20 protein-coding genes are annotated in these 20,508 nt (G+C 43.9%); 18 read left to right on the top strand and 2 right to left on the bottom strand.

Annotated features, from left to right (window positions below):
* Positions 1-75: 75 nt before the first annotated feature.
* From dcuS to P9989_RS17955, 3 genes are all read left to right on the top strand, one after another.
* Positions 76-1,683 (top strand): DcuS/MalK family sensor histidine kinase, encoded by a 1,608-nt coding sequence (dcuS, locus tag P9989_RS17965; protein WP_283076226.1) that lies wholly within the window; start codon positions 76-78, stop codon positions 1,681-1,683.
* Positions 1,680-2,393, top strand: a complete 714-nt coding sequence (locus P9989_RS17960) for a response regulator (protein WP_283076225.1) — start codon at positions 1,680-1,682, stop codon at positions 2,391-2,393. The genes dcuS and P9989_RS17960 overlap by 4 nt, the downstream gene beginning before the upstream one ends.
* A 212-nt stretch (positions 2,394-2,605) precedes the next feature.
* Entirely contained in the window at positions 2,606-3,874 is a 1,269-nt protein-coding gene (locus tag P9989_RS17955) for a 2-hydroxycarboxylate transporter family protein (RefSeq protein ID WP_283078969.1), read from the top strand.
* Between the two features lie 183 nt (positions 3,875-4,057).
* Here the strand turns inward: P9989_RS17955 and P9989_RS17950 are convergent, their stop codons facing one another.
* Both P9989_RS17950 and P9989_RS17945 read right to left on the bottom strand, forming a co-directional pair.
* Positions 4,058-4,357, bottom strand: a complete 300-nt coding sequence (locus P9989_RS17950) for a hypothetical protein (protein ID WP_283076224.1) — start codon at positions 4,355-4,357, stop codon at positions 4,058-4,060.
* 65 nt (positions 4,358-4,422) lie between these two features.
* Positions 4,423-4,917 (bottom strand): sigma-70 family RNA polymerase sigma factor, encoded by a 495-nt coding sequence (locus P9989_RS17945; protein ID WP_283076223.1) that lies wholly within the window; start codon positions 4,915-4,917, stop codon positions 4,423-4,425.
* 197 nt (positions 4,918-5,114) lie between these two features.
* On the opposite strand from P9989_RS17945, the gene P9989_RS17940 reads away from it, so the two are divergent.
* The 15 genes from P9989_RS17940 (at position 5,115) to P9989_RS17870 (ending at position 20,506) form a co-directional block, all read left to right on the top strand.
* Positions 5,115-5,579 carry an RNA polymerase sigma factor gene (locus P9989_RS17940; RefSeq protein ID WP_283076222.1) on the top strand — a complete coding sequence of 155 codons (465 nt, stop codon included), beginning with the start codon at positions 5,115-5,117 and terminating at the stop codon, positions 5,577-5,579.
* A gap of 234 nt (positions 5,580-5,813) precedes the next feature.
* On the top strand, positions 5,814-6,110 hold the full coding sequence (locus P9989_RS17935; protein WP_283076221.1) for a hypothetical protein: 297 nt from the start codon (positions 5,814-5,816) through the stop codon (positions 6,108-6,110).
* Positions 6,111-6,803, top strand: a complete 693-nt coding sequence (locus P9989_RS17930) for a DnaD domain-containing protein (protein WP_283076220.1) — start codon at positions 6,111-6,113, stop codon at positions 6,801-6,803.
* Positions 6,782-7,114 (top strand): replicative helicase loader/inhibitor, encoded by a 333-nt coding sequence (locus tag P9989_RS17925; RefSeq protein WP_283076219.1) that lies wholly within the window; start codon positions 6,782-6,784, stop codon positions 7,112-7,114. The genes P9989_RS17930 and P9989_RS17925 overlap by 22 nt, the downstream gene beginning before the upstream one ends.
* Positions 7,104-8,423 carry a replicative DNA helicase gene (gene dnaB, locus P9989_RS17920; protein ID WP_283076218.1) on the top strand — a complete coding sequence of 440 codons (1,320 nt, stop codon included), beginning with the start codon at positions 7,104-7,106 and terminating at the stop codon, positions 8,421-8,423. Before P9989_RS17925 ends, dnaB begins: the two co-directional genes overlap by 11 nt.
* A 128-nt stretch (positions 8,424-8,551) precedes the next feature.
* Entirely contained in the window at positions 8,552-9,760 is a 1,209-nt protein-coding gene (locus P9989_RS17915; RefSeq protein WP_283076217.1) for a CdaR family transcriptional regulator, read from the top strand.
* Between the two features lie 137 nt (positions 9,761-9,897).
* Entirely contained in the window at positions 9,898-11,616 is a 1,719-nt protein-coding gene (locus P9989_RS17910) for a sugar phosphorylase (protein ID WP_283076216.1), read from the top strand.
* The gene (locus P9989_RS17905) at positions 11,616-12,773 is read left to right on the top strand and encodes a glycerate kinase (RefSeq protein WP_283076215.1); all 1,158 of its coding nucleotides are present in this window, start codon (positions 11,616-11,618) and stop codon (positions 12,771-12,773) included. The genes P9989_RS17910 and P9989_RS17905 overlap by 1 nt, the downstream gene beginning before the upstream one ends.
* On the top strand, positions 12,770-14,398 hold the full coding sequence (locus P9989_RS17900) for a sodium:solute symporter family protein (RefSeq protein ID WP_283076214.1): 1,629 nt from the start codon (positions 12,770-12,772) through the stop codon (positions 14,396-14,398). Before P9989_RS17905 ends, P9989_RS17900 begins: the two co-directional genes overlap by 4 nt.
* Positions 14,399-14,419: 21 nt before the next feature.
* Positions 14,420-14,962 carry a hypothetical protein gene (locus P9989_RS17895; protein ID WP_283076213.1) on the top strand — a complete coding sequence of 181 codons (543 nt, stop codon included), beginning with the start codon at positions 14,420-14,422 and terminating at the stop codon, positions 14,960-14,962.
* Positions 14,963-15,236: 274 nt separating this feature from the next.
* Positions 15,237-15,539: a hypothetical protein gene (locus P9989_RS17890; RefSeq protein WP_283076212.1), complete on the top strand. Its 303-nt coding sequence runs from the start codon at positions 15,237-15,239 to the stop codon at positions 15,537-15,539.
* 220 nt (positions 15,540-15,759) lie between these two features.
* A complete protein-coding gene (locus P9989_RS17885) occupies positions 15,760-16,956 on the top strand; it encodes a M24 family metallopeptidase (RefSeq protein ID WP_390305266.1) in 1,197 nt (398 codons plus the stop codon).
* A 33-nt stretch (positions 16,957-16,989) separates the two neighbouring features.
* Positions 16,990-18,204 (top strand): cystathionine gamma-synthase family protein, encoded by a 1,215-nt coding sequence (locus P9989_RS17880; protein ID WP_390305308.1) that lies wholly within the window; start codon positions 16,990-16,992, stop codon positions 18,202-18,204.
* An 18-nt stretch (positions 18,205-18,222) separates the two neighbouring features.
* Positions 18,223-19,464 carry a M20 metallopeptidase family protein gene (locus tag P9989_RS17875; RefSeq protein WP_390305269.1) on the top strand — a complete coding sequence of 414 codons (1,242 nt, stop codon included), beginning with the start codon at positions 18,223-18,225 and terminating at the stop codon, positions 19,462-19,464.
* Entirely contained in the window at positions 19,454-20,506 is a 1,053-nt protein-coding gene (locus tag P9989_RS17870) for a homoserine dehydrogenase (RefSeq protein ID WP_283076209.1), read from the top strand. The genes P9989_RS17875 and P9989_RS17870 overlap by 11 nt, the downstream gene beginning before the upstream one ends.
* Positions 20,507-20,508: the final 2 nt, after the last annotated feature.

The raw sequence follows: 20,508 nt of genomic DNA, 5'->3' as shown, positions 1-20,508 counted from the left end.
GCTACAATATAGGAACTGAAATCCATAATAGTGTATTCAATTATCTAGTAACCCCATAAGTAGAGGTGAGACATAGTGCCCAAGCCACGGTTTAAGTTAAGTACCATCATCTTGCTTTTAGTCTGCCTCGTGGTATTAGTGTCTTTGCTCATTACGGACCTCCTCATCACAGACTCCACAAGTAAAAACATCCACGATCAATTAGAGGAGAAGGCGGCTATTGTCTCTCGGACGGTTGCAGAGTCCCAAGTTGTTAAAAAAGGATTACAGGGGGAAGTGGATCAAGATAAGATCCAGGAATATGCTATGACGATTCAAGAGGAAACCAATGTCTTGTTCGTTGTAGTAATGGATATGAACGGGATCCGCAAGTCACACCCTGAACCTGATCGAATTGGGAGGCATTTCGTAGGTGGAGATGAGGGGCGCGTGCTTCAGGGGGAGGAATATATTTCTTCATCAACAGGTACGTTAGGAAAATCCTTAAGAGCTTTCACCCCGATCTATGACCAAAACCAGAATCAAATTGGCGCTGTAGCAGTGGGTATTTCTTTGCAAGCTGTCCAGGATTCGATTCAGCAAAGTCATAAACGGGTCATCATCGGCTCGATTGCCGGTGTGTTAGTAGGCATCATTGGTGCTATTTTTTTAGCTAGGTATATTAAGAATAGTCTTTTTGGCCTTGAGCCCCATGCTATTGCACGTATTCACGAGGAACGGAATCGGATGCTGCATTCTGTGCGTGAAGGCATTATCGCGATTGACAAAGAAGCCACAATTGTACTTGTGAACAAGTCTGCGCGGCAAATTTTCCAAAAGGCGGGGTTAATGGATCAGGAGCCGGTAGGAATGAAAATCAATGACTTTTTACCAGGTACCATGCTGCAGCATGTCTTAGATGAAGAAATAACGGAATTAGACGAAGAGCAAACGATTAATGGAGTTTCGATTATTACGAACCGTGTTCCCTTAGTTGTGCAAGACCAGGTTGTTGGGGCGATCGCTACGTTTCGTGATAAAACAGAGGTGAATCAGTTAGCGGAACAGCTGACAGGTGTACAAATGTATGCGGATACGTTAAGGGCCCAGTCTCATGAGTTTATGAACCAGCTTCATGTACTACTCGGCTTGATTAAAATGGAGGACTACGAGGAAGTGAACCATTTCATCAGTAAACTGGTTCATCATCAAGCACATGAAGTGGGAAACGTTACCCGGCATATTAAGGACCCGGCACTTGCCGGTTTCATGATTGGTAAAATGAGTGCCGCTAGAGAATCGCATGTGCATCTGAGTATCGAATGTGAAACAGAAATTCCCCAGCCTAAGGATCCTGAGAACACCCATGAGCTGATTACGATCCTTGGGAATCTTATTGATAATGCCATTGATAGTGTGTGGGAGAGCATACAGAAACAAATTGATGTCCGTCTGTCTTATATAGATGAGCTATTGACCATTACAGTGATGGATACTGGTTCAGGAATTCCGGAGGACAAACAGGAGGATATTTTTCACAAGGGAGTATCATCAAAAGAAGGGAATCATCGTGGATTTGGTCTTTACCTTACCAAACAGAGTGTGGAGAAAATGGAGGGTTCGATCGACATAGAATCCAATTCGGAACATGGTACAACCTTTACGTTGATTATTCCTTTTGAAGCAGGAGGTGAGCGAACGTGATCAACGTTTTAATCGTGGAGGATGACCCGATGGTAGCTCAATTGAATAAAAATTACATAGAGCAAATAGACGGGTTCACACTCAGTGGCATCGCTGCCAATACAGACGAGGCGATTGAGCATATGGCTAAAATGGAATTAGACCTCATGTTGCTGGATGTCTATTTGCCAGGTCTGAATGGAATTGATTTTCTAACCCGGATCCGTGAACAAAATCAGGATATTGACGTTATATTGATCACCGCTGCGTCGGATATCCACCAGATTCAACAGTCATTAAGACTTGGTGCTGTGGATTATTTAATCAAACCGTTTGAATTTGAACGCTTTAAGAAATCGCTCACTCAGTATAAAAACAGTCATTATAAGATAACCGACATAGATAAGGTCAACCAGCACGAAATTGATCGGTTGCTTCGGAAGCCAAGCACCAGGGCAGAGGGAGCAAAGAGACAGGGATTGCCGAAGGGCCTTACGAAAAACACATTAGATACGATCAACAATGTTATTCTCACTAAGGAACGGGATCCTTTTTCTACGGATGAGATTGCAGAAGCTGCCCAGATTTCCAGGGTTTCTGTAAGAAAGTACTTGAAATTTCTTAGTGACATTGAGTATTTGGAAGAGACTTTGATCTATGGTGTCGGGAGACCGATTTATCAATATAAACTGAATGAATCCATGCGTGATCGAATCGATCATTATTTGTAAAGCAGCCAACTTCGGCTGCTTTTTTTAATTACAATAACATTATTAATTTTATAATGTGTGAATTTTTTGTGAATTTCATTAAGATAAGTTTAATGAAAGCGTTTACCGACGCTTTGAGCATTTATTCGTCATTTTAGTACAAATGAAAAGGAGTGGTTAAAATGTCACAACCAGCTCAAGAGCTGAACTATGATAACGGACAAGTCACGGAAATGCAGGACGGAAAGAAAGGCTTTAGTATTTTTGAAATTCCAGTCTTATGGTTCGCCATTTTTACGGCGATTACCCTGATTAGTCTTTATACCGGCAATCTTCCAGGCGGGATGATCGGAAGCCTGCTCGTGATGATTGTATTTGGGGAACTATTTGGCTGGATAGGAGACCATACCCCGATCGTCAAAACATTTCTCGGCGGTGGAGCGATCATCGCCATCTTCGGAGCAGCATTCATGGTGTACGCAGGCTGGCTGCCAGATTCTTCGGTGACCACTATGACGACATTCATGAAAGACGGAGGCTTCTTGAACTTTTACATCGCTGCACTAATTACAGGGAGTATCCTTGGCATGAACAAAAAAATTCTAATGAAAGTAGGCCTGCGTTACTTTTTGCCGATTATGGGTGCGGTTATCGGAGCTGTGGTTATTGCTGGTCTACTAGGATCTCTGGTCGGATTCTCTTTACGTGATGCAGTTCTTGTCATCACGATGCCAATCATGGGAGGAGGCATGGGAGCAGGTGCTGTGCCAATGAGCCAAATCTATTCAGAGTTGATGGGAAATAGTCCAAGCTATTATATATCTATGCTCGTTCCTGCTCTGGCATTAGGCAATGTATTCGCTATTGTGCTCGCAAGCATGCTCAATTTGCTCGGGAAAAAAGTACCCTCACTGACGGGGAATGGTCAACTGATTCACGGTTTTCATTACAAAGAGGAAAAGCCGACCTATGATATTCAGAAAATGGGGATTGGCTTACTGGCTGCTGTTTCATTCTTTGCGGTCGGTACGCTACTTGGAGATTATATTCCCATTCACCCTTACGCCTTGATGATTATTATTGTCGCTGTCGCGAAAATAGCAGATGTGATCCCCCGAAATGTGATTGAAGGGGCGAGCCAATGGTATAAATTCGTGGCCAACAACTGGACGCTCGCTTTGCTGTTCGGAATCGGAATCGCTTATACCGATTTGAACACGGTGATTGAAGCCTTGACCCTGCAGTATATTCTGACGGTATTTGGGGTTGTATTCGGAGCGATCATCGGAGCTGGGCTGATCGGAAAACTTGTTGGTTTCTATCCAATCGAAGCCGCGATCACTGCCGGGCTGTGTATGGCCAATATGGGCGGTACTGGTGATGTCGCTGTTCTTTCTGCCTCGAAGAGAATGGAACTGATGCCTTTTGCTCAGATATCTTCCAGGTTAGGCGGAGCATTAATTTTGTTGCTAGCTGGTTTGATTATACCGCTGTTTAATTAAGGTATATAGTGCTTGTTAGTAAAAACCTTTAATGGTTGGGCCTTGCAGTTTTTTCTGCAAGGCTTTTTTTTGTGAATAGGCTAATGGCTGGCCGCTCGTTTAAAGACGAAAAAATACAATACAAAAAAGGATGGTCTTCTGTTTAAGAAAACCATCCTTTGTCCAATAGTTCGGGTTTGCCATTTACCCGTTATTGTTATTTTGTTCTTCGTCTAACTCATCATCACCTTGGTTTTGTTGCTCTGAAGGCTCTTCGCTAGGATCTGGTTCTTGCTCATCATTGTTTTGATTTTGTTGTTCGGAAGGTTCTTCGGTTGGATCCGGCTCTTGTTCGTCATTGTTTCCGCCTTCGTAATTTTGATCAGTAGGCTGCTGTTCATTTGGGGCTGGCTCTTGTTCCTCAGTAGCGTTGCCACATCCCGTCAATAATCCGGCGGATAGAATGACTGTAAGTAGACTAAATGTTAGTTTATTCCATTTCATGTTCTCACCTCATTAAATCATTTTGTCTCCTATTATTTCCAAGTTATTTTTATTTATTCAATATATTAAAATTCTCCGACTTCCTCCAAAGCATTACGCAGCTTTTTCTTCGCATGACGGCCCCAATTCTTCACGGCATCCCTCGTCACGCCCTCTACCTTTGCAATCTGGTCAACCGACAAGTCGTGGATGATAAAATAGTAGACCCATTTCCATTGATTTGATGTCAGTATTCCTTTTACTTGTTCCCACATGTAGTGGTCTTCAATGAGGTCTTCGGTATGGAGCGGGGAGGTGATTTGCTCCTGGATATAGAGTTGGTCATACTTTGAGGTGGTCGCTTCTTTGCGGATGGCGTCGATGAGGGCGTTGCGGATTTTCCAGCTTATGTAGGTTGAGAATTTTCCCATGGCGGGGTTGTAGCTTTGGGATGCTTTCCAAAGGGCTTCTAATCCTTCAGCAAAAAAATCTCCGTTGCGATCTTTGATGTGCAGTTTGTGGATATGGAAATGAATCAGCTGCTTATTTTCTCTAACAATCTCCTCGAAGTCTATGCACATGTGGTCAGTCACCTTTTCCGATTTATTTTTTCATAACTATTATCGTGTCGAAAAAGGGTTTTGGTGTCATAAGTACTGTTAATTTTTGAAAAGTTGACAAATATTTTAAATAATTCTTCCATTTTTGTGGTTCTTAGGTAATAATAAGGGGGTGCACAAATTCAAGATTGGATATCCAATAGAAATGGAAACTAGAATTGAATGAACCCTACGCATCCTATCAAGGCCTCGTCTACTTAGTCCTGTACAAGTTAAACGTTCGGAAACCTCATGAGGATTATCTCCAGGAAGCTTTTTTCATTTATGATGAATGCAAGAAAAGCTTCGACCCTTCCCGGGCAAATTTTTCTACGTATTTTACCAACCGGCTCATCTTTTACTTTAAATCCCTGTTTCGTAAGCAAAAGTTTCAATCGTCGCGGCTGTCTTCGCTCTGCCGATATGACGGTTCTTATTCACCAGATCCGATTATGGATTGGCTTTTCTTCCACGATATTTTCCATTATTGCTGTTTAAATGAGTTTGAAAAGAATGTTCTTCGCTTATCTCTTCAAGGCTGTACGGTTGGGCAGATCGCTGCTGCTGAAGCGGTCAGTCCAGCTACGGTGAAGCGTGCGAGAAAAGCGATTAGGGAAAAGACAAGGCACCGTCTCCGCCCTTAATCGATTCCTGATTTCTCCCTCTCTCACGTACTATTTTCCTTTCTCTAAAAAACAGAATACTTGATAACTTGCTTCATACTTCACTCAGTAAGATGCAGGTATTTTTCTGGAGGGAAAAATTATGTTACATGGATGACACCTCACTCGGGGCTCGTCCGATTATAGGTCATGAAGGGGGAATTTTTTTCAACGTAAAAGGAACCCTTCCACACACAAATCAAGGAGGAACACAAGATGAACTATGTAAATGAGATTCAAGCATTCTATGAGCAGGTGGAACTTAAGCCGCTTTCGGCATCGGCGGCCAGCTTATGGCACACGATGTTGTATTTCCACCACAAATCGGGCTGGCGTAAGGAATTCAGGGTCGGGGCGCTGGTGTTATGTGTGAAGTCGGGATTGGGGGAAAGCACGTTCAAGAAGGCACGCCGAGAATTGAGGGAGAAAGGCTACCTTATTCACATCGCTGGTGAGCCGAAAGAAATCCCTACTTATCAAATGATTTCATTGCAGAAAGAGGGAGGACATTAAGTGAATTACCTTAAGGAGATCAATGCGTTTTATAAAAAACTGGAACAAACTCCGCTGTCAGGTTCAGCTATATCGTTATGGCATGCTTTTATGAATGTTAACAATCTTGCCGATTGGAAGGAAGAATTTACAGTTGCATCATGGGTCGTTCGTGCCAAGGCAGGGTTAAGTGAGGGGACCTTTAAGCGGGCCCGAAATGAATTGAAGGAGTATGGTTATCTGATCCACAGAGCACGGGGATCGCGCTTGAGTGCGGCTTACCAAATGGTCTCTTTGCAAGCCACAATGGACCGTAATGTGTACGATAAAACGGCCCCATTAGTTAAACAGAAAAAGAAACAGAAAGAAATAGTAGTGGTGGAAGGGGGACCGCATTCTTTTTATGAACAAAATATGGGCATGCTGACGCCGTTCATTGCGGAATCCATTACGAAATGGTGTGAGGAGCTGTCGGATGAACTGGTGATGGAGTCTATGAAAATTGCAGTCAAGCAGAATAAGCTGTTATTTCAGTATTGTGAGGGGATTTTGAAACAATGGGAGAAGCGCGGAGTAAAGACCGTACAGACAGCTAACCTAGTGGAATGGGAATCGAAAAAGGTCCCATCCCGTAAATCGAAAAAAGCGGCGAATCAAAGTATTTTTGACGAACTGAGGGCGGAGGGCGACAAATGGATCACAGAGAAGCGTTAGAAGTGCTGGAAACGATTAGTGAATTGTATTCCAATAAGTTCGAGATTACAAAAAGGGTAGCGGACATCCTGATTCCAGAGCTGATGGAAATGGACTTTCCTGGGGTGATGAAAAAACTGTCAGCCTTTGCTGCGCGTAACGTTTTTCCTCCGACCCTCTCGGAAATCGCGGTGTATCCACCGGAGAAAAACACAACCCTGGAAAAAATACAGCAATGGGAGCAGGAAGCAGCTAGTGTATCGGCAGAAACGAAACAGCGTTTTCTAAAGCAGCTGCAGCAACTGGTGGAGGGGATGTCACGTGATTCATAATCGTGAAGCAGAACAAGCGGTGCTCGGGGCGATTCTACAGGAAGGGGCTCTCGTGAAAGATGTGTTTCTGCTCACGGCACACTTTGAGAGCCGTGATCATCAGGATATTTTTCAAGCGATTAAAAAAGTGGATGAGGCGGAGCAGCCGGTCACGATCGTGTCGGTCACGACTGAGTTAGGAGAACGGGTGGGCCAAGCCGGTGGAGTCCAATACTTGCTGGACCTGGCTGGATCGGTTCCAACTACGATTACGCTCAAGCATGATCAGCGGCTGGTCTTGGAAGCTTATCGCAACCGAAAAACGAAGGAACTGGCCTTAACGTACGCCGGCAACCCTACAGATGAATCCCTCGATCAGCTGATGGGCCGGCTGGAGGAGGTGCGCCACACTGGAATCGAGCCGAACCAGACAACAGTGTACGAGCACCTGATTGAAATCGCACAAGAAATGACCCACCCTCCTGACGGCGGGCTAACCGGTCTCTCAACCGGCTACCTGCAACTCGACCAGATGACAGGCGGATCGCAGCGAGGGGATTTAACCATCGTTGCCGCCCGTCCTTCCATGGGGAAAACAGCTTTCGCTTTGAACATGGCAGCCCATCACTGCAGGACAGGGGGAACAGTCCATTTGTTCAGTTTAGAGATGGGTGTCAAATCACTATTGCAGCGGCTCATCTCAATGGAAGCGGTGGTCGATGGGCAAAAATGGCGTTCGATGAGTTTTTCCACTCGAGATTATGAACAGGCCATGAAATCGATAGGGGAGATCGCGCACTGGTCGTTGAATATTCATGAACAGCATCGGACTGTCCATGAGATCCGGGCGAGTGTTCGTCAAGCGATGCAGGACGATAAGGAAGGCCGCAACCATATGGTAATCATCGACTACCTGCAATTGTTGACACCGCCGAAAGGCCGCTACGAACGCCGTGATATGGAAATTGGGGTGATGACGAGAGAACTAAAGCTGCTCGCCCGCGAATTGAACGTGCCGATCATTCTGTTATCACAATTGTCGAGAAAGGTAGAACAACGGCCGGATAAACGTCCGTTAATGTCTGACTTAAGGGAGTCCGGCAACATTGAGCAAGACGCAGATGTAGTATATTTCCTATATCGTGATGACTATTATGAAAAGGATTCGGAGCTGAAGGATCGTGTAGAAATTTTGTTAATGAAGCAGCGGAATGGTCCGGTAGGGAATGTGGAGTTAAGGTTTGTGAAAGAGTATGGAAGGTTTGAAAGTTTAGGAGAAAGGAATAATCATCTACTTCATTGGAAAAGTAGCAAATCGAAAACCATATAAAAAATTAGAACCAAAGGTATAGTTTCATTTCGGAGACTTTTCTTCTTTATTCCGACTATAATGTGGAAAGTTTTATCTAATATTGAGAAGATAAGGACAGCAAGTAAAGGCAAAAGGGTGAATACAAAATGATTATCTCTCAACAAGTGGCCCAATCTATTGTGGAGGAAGTCCAAAAAGTCGTAAGCGTAAATATAAACTTTATGAATAATGAAGGCAAGATTATTGCGAGTATGAATAAAAACCGGATTGGCGATTTTCATGAGGGTGCCTTTAGAGTTATTGAAACAAAGGAAACAGTTGTCATTCAGACGGATGAGAAATGGGTCGGGGCCAAGCAGGGGCTCAATCTGCCAGTTTTTCTGCATCATCAAATTGTTGGCGTCATTGGGATCACAGGAGATCCTGATGAGTATAGTCAGATGGCCGAAATTATTCGAAAGATGACAGAAGTGTTAGTCCGAGAAGCTTATCTTGATAAGCAGTTTGAGTTAGAGGAGAGGGCGAAGCAGTCTTATATTGAGGAATGGATTGAAGGGAATTGGGAGGATGACAAGCTGTTCGCTTCCCGTGGCTGGATCCTAGGGATTAATATCCAGGTACCGAGAATAGCTGTCATTATTGATTTAGTCGGGTTTAATGATTGGATTTATCAAAAACTTAGAAATTACCAGGCGGATGTCGGTGGGGAGCTTGAAGTGCAGCGTATTCGCAGGGAAATACTCAGGTTAATTCAAGATCATTTTCCTGAGCAAAGCCAGCATGTAATTGTCCCTTCAGGTAGTACGAGATACACGCTGCTGTTATCAGTAGATGAGAAAATCACCTTGAAAAAACGCTGGGAAAAAGTCAATTATCGGTTAAGTAAAATTCAGAAGGCGATCGCATCTTCGTATCCATTTCAATCTGTCGCAGGTATTGGGCGCATGTATGTGGAACCGCGGGAAATAAGGAAGTCAGAGAAGGAAGCTTATCTTGCCTTACAATACGCAAAAACTCAGCAAAAGCAGGCCTATTCGTATGATCAGCTTGGGATCGAGTCTTTCGTGTATGAGTTAGATCCTGAAGTGAGAAACGATTACGTTTACCGCATTCTTCAGCCGGATGAGTTCCCTCGTTTAAATCAGACACTTGAGACCATGGATGTTTTTTTTCAAGAGAATGGCTCCATCAATCGTGCAGCAGAGAAACTATTTATTCATAAAAACACACTCCAATACCGTTTGAAAAAGATTTATACGATCACGGGGTATGACCCGCGAGTTATTTCAGATGCAGTTCTGTTAAAAATCGCTGCAGCTTTTTACCAAGCGAACGAACTATTTTCTAAAGAGTAGCTATCAGGCTGCTTTTTTTGTTATATGTACCAATAAAAACTCCTATTATACAAGATAATATGTTACTAGTACCATTGATATCGCTTTCAATGAGTATGTAAAATAAGATGCATCATGAATAAAACAGGTGATATTTAATGGTATTAACAATTGAAAAAAGAAGTAGTTTACAACGGAAGTTATCGGAAGTGTATGGTGAGGAAGTCTGTTCTCGCTTACTCGATAGAATAGAAGATTTGATGGAATCTTATGCTAATCTGCCAGCGAAATCAAAGACTTGGGTAGATGAACAGGATGTCATGTTGATTTCCTATGGGGACTCTCTAGTAGAGGAAGGAAAGGCCCCTTTACAGAGTTTGCAGCAATTTTTGGAGAAGCAAGTGGGGGATGTTGTGAATGCAGTCCATTTGCTCCCTTTTTACCCTTATTCATCAGATGATGGCTTTTCGGTGATTGACTATTTAAAGGTGAATCCGGAGCTTGGAGGTTGGTCGGATGTCCATCAATTTGCCGCAAAGTTTGACCTTATGTTTGATGCCGTCATTAATCATATTTCACAAAAAAGTGAGTGGTTCCAAGAATATGTAAAAGGAAATTCGGATTACCGTAACTTTTTTATAGAAGCGGATCCAAATGAGGATTACAGTTCTGTTGTACGTCCAAGAGCTTTACCATTACTGACAGAATTTCAAACGAATCAAGGCTCCAAACATGTATGGACAACGTTTAGTGAGGATCAGATTGACCTCAACTATAAGAGCGAAGATTTACTTATTACGGTGATTGATATTTTACTAAAGTATGTGGAAAACGGGGCGCGTTTCCTGCGGTTGGATGCGATTGGTTTCTTATGGAAGCAACTTGGGACTTCTAGTATTCACCTTGAAGAGACACATAAAATTGTGCAAGTTATGAGAGAAGTTCTTGAAAACGTGAGTCCTGGTACGATCATGATTACGGAAACCAATGTGCCTCATAAAGAAAATATCAGTTATTTCGGCAATGGCCATAATGAGGCTCACATGGTGTACCAGTTCCCGTTACCTCCCTTAACCTTGCATGCTTTGCAAACAGGAGATGCTTCAAAGCTGTCCGGCTGGGCACAATCCCTTGAAGCTACAACGGAGGACACTACATTCTTTAACTTTTTAGCTTCCCATGATGGGATAGGTGTCCGCCCTGTGGAAGGGATTTTATCAAAAGAAGAGGTACAAGCCATGGTTGATCGGGTGCAGGATCGTGGCGGCTTCGTTTCCTATAAAGATAATGGGGATGGCACCAAAAGCCCCTATGAATTAAATATTAATTACCTTGAGGCTTTATCGAATAGCCATGATGCAAACAAGGAGAAAGCCAAGCGCTTTATGGCCGCACAAAGTATTTTGCTATCGATGGCTGGGGTCCCTGGGATTTATATTCACAGTCTGCTCGGTTCGACCAATGATCTAAAAGGGGTAGAGGAAACGGGACGCTATCGCTCCATTAATCGTGAGACGTTAAACCGTCAGGAAGTTGAAGCGGAGTTATCAGAGCAGAGCACATTGAGATATTTAGTGTTTAACGACTTCAAACCATTCCTTCATGCAAGAAGGAATGAAAAAGCCTTTGCGCCGAATGCGAGTCAGGAAGTAGTTACGGCGGATAATAGAATATTCTCTGTCATACGGACAAATGAGCAAACACGTGATCAAGTCCAAGTGTTTACCAACGTGTCTAATGAAGTGGTTCACGTTCCTATTCGTATAGGTGGACAGAAGTTTACGAATCTACTTGGGGATGAAGAAACAGCTTCCCCAACGATTTCGCTTCAACCTTATGAAGTGAAATGGATGAAACCTGTTAAGGAGATGGACTAATGGACGTACTTATTGCACCAGATTCTTTTAAAGGGTCGATGTCTAGTATGGAAGCAGCGAATCGTATCGCCTCGGGATTAAAAGAAGTAGATTCATCTATCCACGTCACCAAAGTTCCAATGGCTGATGGTGGGGAAGGTACGATTGAGGCGATCTGTGAAGTGTTAGAGGGGGAAATCATTGAGAAATGCGTAAAGGACCCGCTGGATCGGCCCGTAAAGGCTGCCTTTGGCTGGGTAGAGAAACAAAAGCTGGCTGTGATTGAAACGGCAGCGGCTTCTGGGCTGCCGCTTTTAAAAAAAGAGGAACTTGATCCCTATCGTGCTTCAACCTATGGCACAGGTGAGCTTATGAAGGAAGCTTTGGACATGGGCGCCGAAAAAATAATCATCGGTTTAGGAGGCAGTGCCACAGTAGATGGTGGAACTGGTTGTCTCCAAGCGCTTGGGGTCGAGTTTTACGATGCCTCTTCTAATAAACTGCGGGCCTCAGGTGGAACACTGAACCAGATTGCGTCCCTCAACTCGGACCATTTTGATGAACGGTTAAGAAGTGTAGAAATCGTCGTAGCATCAGATGTAACCAATACTTTATTAGGGGATGAAGGAGCCGTCACTATATTTGGTCCGCAAAAAGGTGTGATGGCAGATGAGTTGGCTTTCTTTGAAGCCGGGATGGAGAATTTCGCCCGCCATGTTGCTGAACACACAGGTCATGATTATAAATTTGCTGAGGGGAGCGGGGCAGCAGGTGGGTTTGGCTTTGGACTGCAATCTTTCTTTCATCCTACTTTTGAGAGCGGATTCGCACTGATTGCTCGATTAAGTAACCTTGAAGAAAAGATTCAATCAGCAGATTTAGTGATCACCGGCGAAGGAAAATTTGATTCCCAATCCTTTTATGGAAAAGTGCCCGTTGAGGTCGCTCGCGTAGCGAAGAAGCATCATGTTCCAGCGATTTCATTTGCTGGAGCGATTGAAGAGGATAGAGTCAAAGCTGAAGAATTTGGATTGTCTCTAATTTATCCGATCGTGGATAAACCGATGACGCTGGAGGCAGCCCTTACCAATGGAAGCATCCTCTTACAAAGGGCTAGCACTCGTTTATTTGAAAGTATTGAGTTTGCAAAAGGCTGGAAGGGAGACACGGAGTCATGAGTAATTTTACGACGCTTGATTATACAGTATTAATCGTATATATAGCTGCCATTGCTTTACTAGGTGCAGCTTTTAGTAAAAATCAAAATACTACAAAAGATTATTTTCTAGGGGGAAGAAGTATCCCGTGGTGGGCAATTGGATTATCTGTTATGGCCACTCAAGCCAGTGCCATTACATTTATCGGTGCCCCAGGCTGGGGATATGAAGGCGGACTTGAGCGCATTAACACATTTATTAATGTTCCACTTGCCATGGCCTTTCTGATTGCGACGATTGTTCCGTTCTTTTATCGTACAGAAGTATACACTGCTTATGAATATTTAGAGAAACGGTTTGATGTTAAAACTCGTACATTAACAGCAGCCTTATTTTTAGTTGCTCGAGGTTTAGCGACTGGGGTTGTGCTATATGCACCCGCCCTCGTATTATCTGTTGTAACGGGATGGGATCTTACATTAACGATAATTCTTATGGCTGTAATCTCCGTCGCTTATACTGTGCTAGGGGGAATCAGTGCGGTTATTTGGACAGATGTGATACAAATGCTCGTGCTATGGTTAGGTGCAGCGATTAGTATTGTTGTAATCCTGACGACGATTCCAGGCGGGATGTCAGAAGTCATTAATACGGCTACATCAGCAGGCATGCTGGATTCCCTGGATTTTTCCTTTGATCTATCTGTAGAATACAGTGTTTGGGCTGGGGTTATAGGAGGTTTCTTCCTGCACGTCGCCTATTTTGGTACAGACCAAAGTCAAATTCAGCGTGTGCTTACAAGTAAATCGATTAGAGAAAGTAAACTTTCCCTGATGCTCGGTGGTTTCCTCATGATCCCGCAGATGTTGCTGTTCTTATTTATTGGTATTCTATTATATGCTTATTATCAAAATGTCGGCGATCCAAATATCGATAATCTTAACGAATTATTTCCTTTATTCGTTGTGAACGAACTACCGTCTGGTGTATCTGGTTTAATTATTGCAGGGGTTTTTGCTGCGGCTATGTCCAGCCTTGACTCAGCCTTAAACTCTTTATCAGCTGTTTCCATTCGAGACTTTTATAGCAAGTTTTTTAAGAAAAATGCATCAGAAGCTCATTACCTGAAGGCATCACGATGGGCGACCGTATTTTGGGGAATCTATGCCACGATTTTTGCATTTTTTGCTTCAAATCTCGGGCCGGTGATTGAGGCCGTCAACAAAGTCGGTTCCTATTTTTATGGAGCCTTACTAGGTGTTTTCCTCCTGGCTATTTTTACGAGAAAAGCAAATGGTACCGGATCATTTGTCGGAGTTATTGCCGGAATGGTTGCTGTTTGGGCTACGACCCAGTTCCTGGCTATTTCGTGGCTTTATAACAACTTTGTCGGAGCGGTGGTGGCCGTAGTGGTCGGCTATGGAGTTAGTCTATTAGGGAAGCAGCCAACAAAAGAGAAACTCGCAGGCCTCACCATCCAGACGAGAAGCGAAGAAATGCAACAAGCTCTTTCAAGCCGTTCGGAAGCCGCTGCTGCTATTGAAGAAGAGATGAAAGAAGAGCGAAAAACAAGTCTATGGCCATTGTATTTAGTTCTGTATTTTGTCTTGGCCCTGCTATTCTTGTTGTTCCTACAGAATCTATAACCATAGAAAGGAATCCATGTGATGTGTATTCAATCCTATGTTAAACCCGAATTAGATAAAGATGAAGCGGTTCACAGCATTATGCAACATCGATCTGGTTTGGTTATGAAGCTTTTTGACCATAACCGTAAAAAGCTGAAATCTATAGAACTAGTTTATCTCCCATTTTGGTGTTACGGCTATCGGTTAGTAAGTAATACTCTTAAAGATGGAATCAAAGGGAAAGTTGCAATCGAACCGATTACAAATCAGTCTGCCATTCTCCCTGTAGAATATCCGACTTATCCTATTGAAACCGTATTAAATACATTTGAGGTCACTAAGGAGAAAGATCCGAGTGCTGCTCACCAAGTCATCTACTGGGAGGCCTTTTACAAGGAGAAGAAACGTGAAAAGATTGATGTAGAAATTAATTCAGCATGGATTCTTTATATGCCATATTGGATCGGATATCTGCAATCTGATGAGATCGATATTCTCGCCGTTGATGCTGTAACAGGGAAGGTAGATCTGTCGATAAAAGATGCATTATTACAGCATATTGCTCATGCGTCTGCTATTTAAAAATAATGGTTTAAGTTAAAGTGAAGTAGGGTATGAGGTTATGATCCTAGAAGTGTTAGAGCAAAGCCAGGGAAATACTTGGCTTTGCCTTTTTTACAGCAGGGAAATTATTTTTACAAGGTTACTGTTGATCCATATACATGGTCTTAAAATTGTGATGGACACTCGGTAGTAGTACATGATGATTTTCTTCTGAAAAGGAGAATATCATCGATGTACGTGAAATAAGGATAGTCACACGGAGAAAAAGTCGAACAAGAAGGAGTGCAGGAATTTGTTTCTCAACGAAGTAAAACATCTTCAATTTTATAGTCAGCTTTCCTTACACCAAGTAGAGGACCGCCTTTTGATTACGGCAGACTTTCCTCAAGACTTCCTTTTGGAGAACAGCTTAGAAAACCCTTTTTTATACGTGACTTTGTATGTTCGCGGTGGCTCGAGAATTAAACTGATTGACGAAGATACAGCACAACTTTACACACTGACAAAAAAAGATGTCGCGCCTGAAACTTATCATCAAATTATTACGTTTGCCAGGGAACATGCACCACAATTTAAACACCTTTCCAATTCATAGTTAAAGTAAACAAAGGTAGAAAAAGAGATTTCGAAAAAGCATCCTATTAAACGGTAGGGTGCTTTTTTATGTGCTCGTATCGGCCTTCGCCTCAACACACCAGCCTGAAGTGAGCAAAAGAGGAAAGCTGTAATGCATTAATTTATTGAATGACGTAGGTTTTAGTCCCCCTTTGTTGTGGGAACAGTTCCATAAAATGTTAGAGGAAGGAGGATCCCCAGTGCAACAATTATTTAACTTAGATGAATATCAGCAGAGACTTAGCCAGGTGAAAACAAGGATGGAAGAACAGGGAGTGGACGTTCTGTTCGTCTCCAATCCATCCAATATCAATTACCTATCTGGTTATAATGCGTATTCCTTCTACGTCGTGCAAGCATTAATTGTGATCAAAGAGCACGATCAGCCGATTTGGATCGGCAGAAGGGAAGATGCAAACGGTGCCAAATTAACCACCTGGCTGGATGATGATCGCATCTATCATTATACGGACGACTATCTTCATTCGAATACGAAGCACCCGATGGATGTCATCACCGACTTACTCAAAAAACTGAATCAGGATCAGCGGCGCATCGGGGTAGAGCTGGGCAGTTATTATTTTTCGGCTATGAATTATGAAAACTTCAAAGGCTGGTTACCAGATGCCAGTTTTATCGATGCCACCACTTTAGTCCCTAATGTGCGGATGATTAAGTCGAAGCAAGAGCTGCACTACATGAGAAATGCCGCTGCTAATGCAGAACATGCGATGGAAGTCGGCATAAATTCAATCCGTGAAGGTGTGAGCGAAAATGAAGTGGCTGCTGACATTTATCATGCTCAGATTAACGGAGCCGAAGGGATTGATGGGGATTATCCATCCATTGTTCCGTTATTGCTCTCAGGGGTTAAAACGTCCAGCCCTCATTTGACGTGGGATGGGACAGCTTTTCAAGGAGATGAGATTATTACTCTTGAACTGGCTGGTGTCCATAAACGTTATCACTCCCCACTCGCAAGAACGATCAAGCTCGGGCAGCCGAATTCAAGAGAGAAACGGCTGAAGGATGCTGTGAAAGAAGGGATTAATGAGACACTTGCAGCTGTTAAACCAGGCAAAACGTGCGGTGAGGTGGCTATGGTATGGAGTGAGGTCATCAAGAAACATGGATTTGAAAAGTATGACAGGCTCGGCTATTCCATTGGCTTAAGTTATCCGCCGAATTGGAGCGAGCATACAGCGAGTATCAGGCAAGGAAATGAAACCGTTTTACAGCCTAATATGACGTTTCATTTAATCCCTGGCCTCTGGGAAGAAGACTGCGGGGTTGAATTCAGTGAAACGTTCGTCGTGACGGAAAATGGCTGTGAAACTCTCGCCGATTATCCACGTGAACTGATTATTAAGGAAGGCAGGGAGACAACTTTTTCTTAAAGGATAAACCGATGATCAAGGGAGGAATGAATGATGGTTAATCAGTATGATTGGGATTATGGAACACAGTCTGTTTGGGCTGGTGAAGACCGTTATTTGCTGCAAGGTGCCACTCAAGTTCCCGTCGTTCACAGTGTTTCCTTTGGCTATAGCGATATTGATGATTGGTATGACGTTGCCTTAAATAAACAGGAAGGGCATATTTATGCGAGAAATACGAATCCAACGGTTGATGCGTTTGAAGAAAAAGTAAGGCTGTTGGAAAATGCTGAGGCCGTGACCAGCTCCTCAACGGGGATGTCTGCCATCAGCAATACACTGTTTGCCTTGCTCTCCTCAGGTGATCGAGTGGTGTCCATAAAGGATACGTATGGCGGCACCAATAAAATTTTCTCAGAGTTTTTACCAGAATTTAATGTCGATGTGGAGCTTTGCGATACGACAGACTTTGAAGCCATAGAGAGGGAGATTGAAAAAGGCTGTGATCTCCTCTATTTGGAATCGCCTACGAATCCAACGTTAAAAATTGTGGATCTTGACAGGTTGGTCACAGCGGCCAAGCGTGAGGACGCGTTGGTGATTGTCGACAACACGTTTGCCACTCCGATCAATCAGCATCCATTAGCGCTCGGAGCTGACCTCGTAATTCATAGTGCAACAAAATTCCTCGGCGGCCATGCTGATGCGCTTGGCGGAGTCGTCTGTGGTCCTAAAGAACTCGTCGATAAAGTGTATCACTTTCGTGAAATCAATGGGTCAACACTCGACCCTATGTCCGCTTACTTGCTGCTCCGAGGCATGAAAACACTAGATCTTCGCCTTAAACAGCAAGAAGCGAGTGCCCTTGAAATCGCCCATTATTTAGAACGTCAGCCACTCGTTGAGGAGGTCTTTTATCCGGGACTTCCATCACATCAGGGACATGACATTGCGGCACAGCAAATGGAAGGCTTCGGCAGCATGCTCAGCTTTTCATTGAAAGGCGGTCTTGATGCTGTCCGTGAATTCCTTCCCACTCTTAATCACGCCCACCTGGCAGCCAATTTAGGGGCTGTTGAAACTATTGCCAGCATACCGAGAACCTCAAGTCATGTTGAAAGTTCAGCTGAAGAACGGAAAGCCATGGGTATTCCTGAAGGGCTGATTCGTTATTCAACAGGGGTGGAAAACACCGAAGACTTAATTGCTGATTTAGATCAAGCTTTCGAAAAACTTTCTGAAAAACAACTGGAATATACCAACCGTTAAGAAAGGAAGATGATCCAATTGGCACGCAGCCATCCGATAACGGAACGTGCAAATGAGCTTTCAGATCAACTGAAACGCTTTCGACGGCATATTCATCAACATCCTGAACTTAGTTTTCAAGAACATGATACGTCATCCTTTGTGGAAGATAAACTGAGAGAAATCGGCGGAATGGAAGTCGAAACGGGAATTGCCGGAACAGGTGTAGTAGCGACACTTTCTAATGGGGAAGGGCCGACGATTGCGGTAAGAGCGGATATGGATGCCCTGCCGATTGAGGAACAAGGCTCACATGATTATCGTTCCCAGAATGATGGTGTCATGCATGCCTGTGGTCACGATGCTCATACGGCCATTTTACTTGGTGTTGCTCAGTTGTTAGGTGAATCTTTTAACCAAAATGAATGTAAAGGGACGGTGAAGCTTCTGTTCCAACCGGCAGAAGAGGCACCTGATGACAACGGCCATACGGGGTCTAGTTACGTTGTTCAAGAAGGCGTATTGGATGAGGCGGATGCCGCTTTTGCCCTGCATATGTGCCCATGGCGGGAAGTGGGAGAAGCCCAAGTGAATGATGGAGACAGCATGGCTAATATCGATATGTTCAAAGGAACGATCCGCGGGAGCGGCGGTCATGGGGCTTACCCCCAGCAATGTCAGGACCCGATCTGGATGCTCGGTCCAGCCATGCAAGCTTTATACGGCATTATTTCACGAAAATTATCACCTCTCGAGTCAGGTGTTTTAACAATTGGCCAAGTTCATGGCGGGACCTCAACCAATGTGATTCCCTCAGAGGTCGAGGTAGAAGGTACGCTTCGAAGTTACAACCCTGAAGTAAGGGAATTTCTCGTGGACGAGGTGGAGAAAGCTTTTTCCATCGTTGAATCGCTTGGGGGCGAGGCTGACGTGGAGATTACGCACGGAGAACCTGCTTTAAAAAATAATCCGCAGGTGAATACGTGGTTGAAGCAAACGATGGAAGAACTTTATCCATCCTTCCAGGTGTATGAAGGGCCATTCGGTCTTGGCGGTGAGGATTTTAGCATAGTGACGAAAGAAATGCCCGGGGTGATGTTCTTCCTTGGCTGTAAAAGCTCTGATGATCAGCAGCGTGATTTACACACCCCGGAATTTGATATTGACGAAGCATGCCTGCCTTATGGTGCCGCCATTTTAGCGGAAACGGCCCTGAGGTATTTGTCAGGTCGTTATAAGTTGGAAGATCAAAATCAGGAGGTGACAACAAGTGACGCATAAACTGGCGTTTGTTGGATTCGGTGTTGTCGGCAGTGGATTAGCGGAAATCCTGTTGGACAAGCAGGACATGCTGGCGAATCAAGTTGGTTTAGAGGCAGAGATTGTTGCGATTTCAGACTTGAACCTGGGTTCCATTTATCACCCAGATGGACTAAATCTACAGACATTGTTAGATGTGGTGGAGGAGGATAATAGTCTGGAGAATTACCCTGAACACCCCGGCTTAATTAGAGGGTGGGACAGTCTTCAAACCATTAGGCAAACGAACGCGGATACCATTGTTGAAGTAACCCCGACGGATGTAGAAACAGGACAGCCGGCGATCGATCATTGCCGGGAGGCTTTTCAAAATAAGAAAAACCTGATTACCACAAATAAAGGTCCTGTTGCCCTTCAATACAAAGAATTATCTGCCCTTGCAGAGGAGAATGGTGTTGGGTGGGGATTCGAAGGCACGGTTATGAGCGGAACCCCAACACTGCGGATGCCCACTGTATCACTTTCCGGAAATACCATCAACGAAATCCGCGGGATCCTCAACGGAACAACGAATTTTATTTTATCCAAAATGGAAGAAGACATGACGTATGATGACGCATTAGCGCAAGCTCAGGAACGCGGCTATGCAGAAGCTGATCCGACAAGTGATGTGGAAGGTCATGACATTTTATATAAGGTAGTTATTTTAGCAAACGTTGTAATGGATGTACCTCTAGCAAAAGATGAAGTGGAATGCCAGGGAATGAAGGACCTTACTGCTGAAGATATTGACGAAGCGAAGTCAGAAGGAAAGAGATGGAAGCTGCTCGCGCGAATTACCCATCAAGACGGTAAAGTTCAAGCATCCGTTAAACCAGAAAAGCTTTCCCTTGATGAATCGCTTTCTTCGGTGATGGGAGCCACAAATGCAATCACCTATGAATGTGATTTGTCGGGACCGATTACCGTCACAGGTGCAGGGGCCGGCCGACTGGAAACAGGGTTTTCTCTGTTGACGGATTTAATCAATATGAACAAAACACGAATCTATGAAATGAGGTGAAC

The sequence above is a fragment of the Halobacillus naozhouensis genome (assembly GCF_029714185.1).
In the GTDB taxonomy this organism is placed as follows: Bacteria; Bacillota; Bacilli; order Bacillales; family Halobacillaceae; genus Halobacillus_A; species Halobacillus_A naozhouensis.
The sequence above is the reverse complement of the archived record's forward strand: the minus strand, read 5'-3'. Positions and strand labels throughout refer to the sequence as shown.

Coding starts and splice junctions, on each gene's coding strand:
- P9989_RS17950 (WP_283076224.1), bottom strand. CDS start 4,357: ATGAAATGGAATAAACTAACATTTAGTCTACTTACAGTCATTCTATCC.
- P9989_RS17925 (WP_283076219.1), top strand. CDS start 6,782: ATGGATCACAGAGAAGCGTTAGAAGTGCTGGAAACGATTAGTGAATTG.
- P9989_RS17910 (WP_283076216.1), top strand. CDS start 9,898: ATGGTATTAACAATTGAAAAAAGAAGTAGTTTACAACGGAAGTTATCG.
- P9989_RS17915 (WP_283076217.1), top strand. CDS start 8,552: ATGATTATCTCTCAACAAGTGGCCCAATCTATTGTGGAGGAAGTCCAA.
- P9989_RS17880 (WP_390305308.1), top strand. CDS start 16,990: ATGGTTAATCAGTATGATTGGGATTATGGAACACAGTCTGTTTGGGCT.
- P9989_RS17945 (WP_283076223.1), bottom strand. CDS start 4,917: ATGTGCATAGACTTCGAGGAGATTGTTAGAGAAAATAAGCAGCTGATT.
- P9989_RS17905 (WP_283076215.1), top strand. CDS start 11,616: ATGGACGTACTTATTGCACCAGATTCTTTTAAAGGGTCGATGTCTAGT.
- P9989_RS17955 (WP_283078969.1), top strand. CDS start 2,606: ATGCAGGACGGAAAGAAAGGCTTTAGTATTTTTGAAATTCCAGTCTTA.
- P9989_RS17935 (WP_283076221.1), top strand. CDS start 5,814: ATGAACTATGTAAATGAGATTCAAGCATTCTATGAGCAGGTGGAACTT.
- P9989_RS17900 (WP_283076214.1), top strand. CDS start 12,770: ATGAGTAATTTTACGACGCTTGATTATACAGTATTAATCGTATATATA.
- P9989_RS17895 (WP_283076213.1), top strand. CDS start 14,420: ATGTGTATTCAATCCTATGTTAAACCCGAATTAGATAAAGATGAAGCG.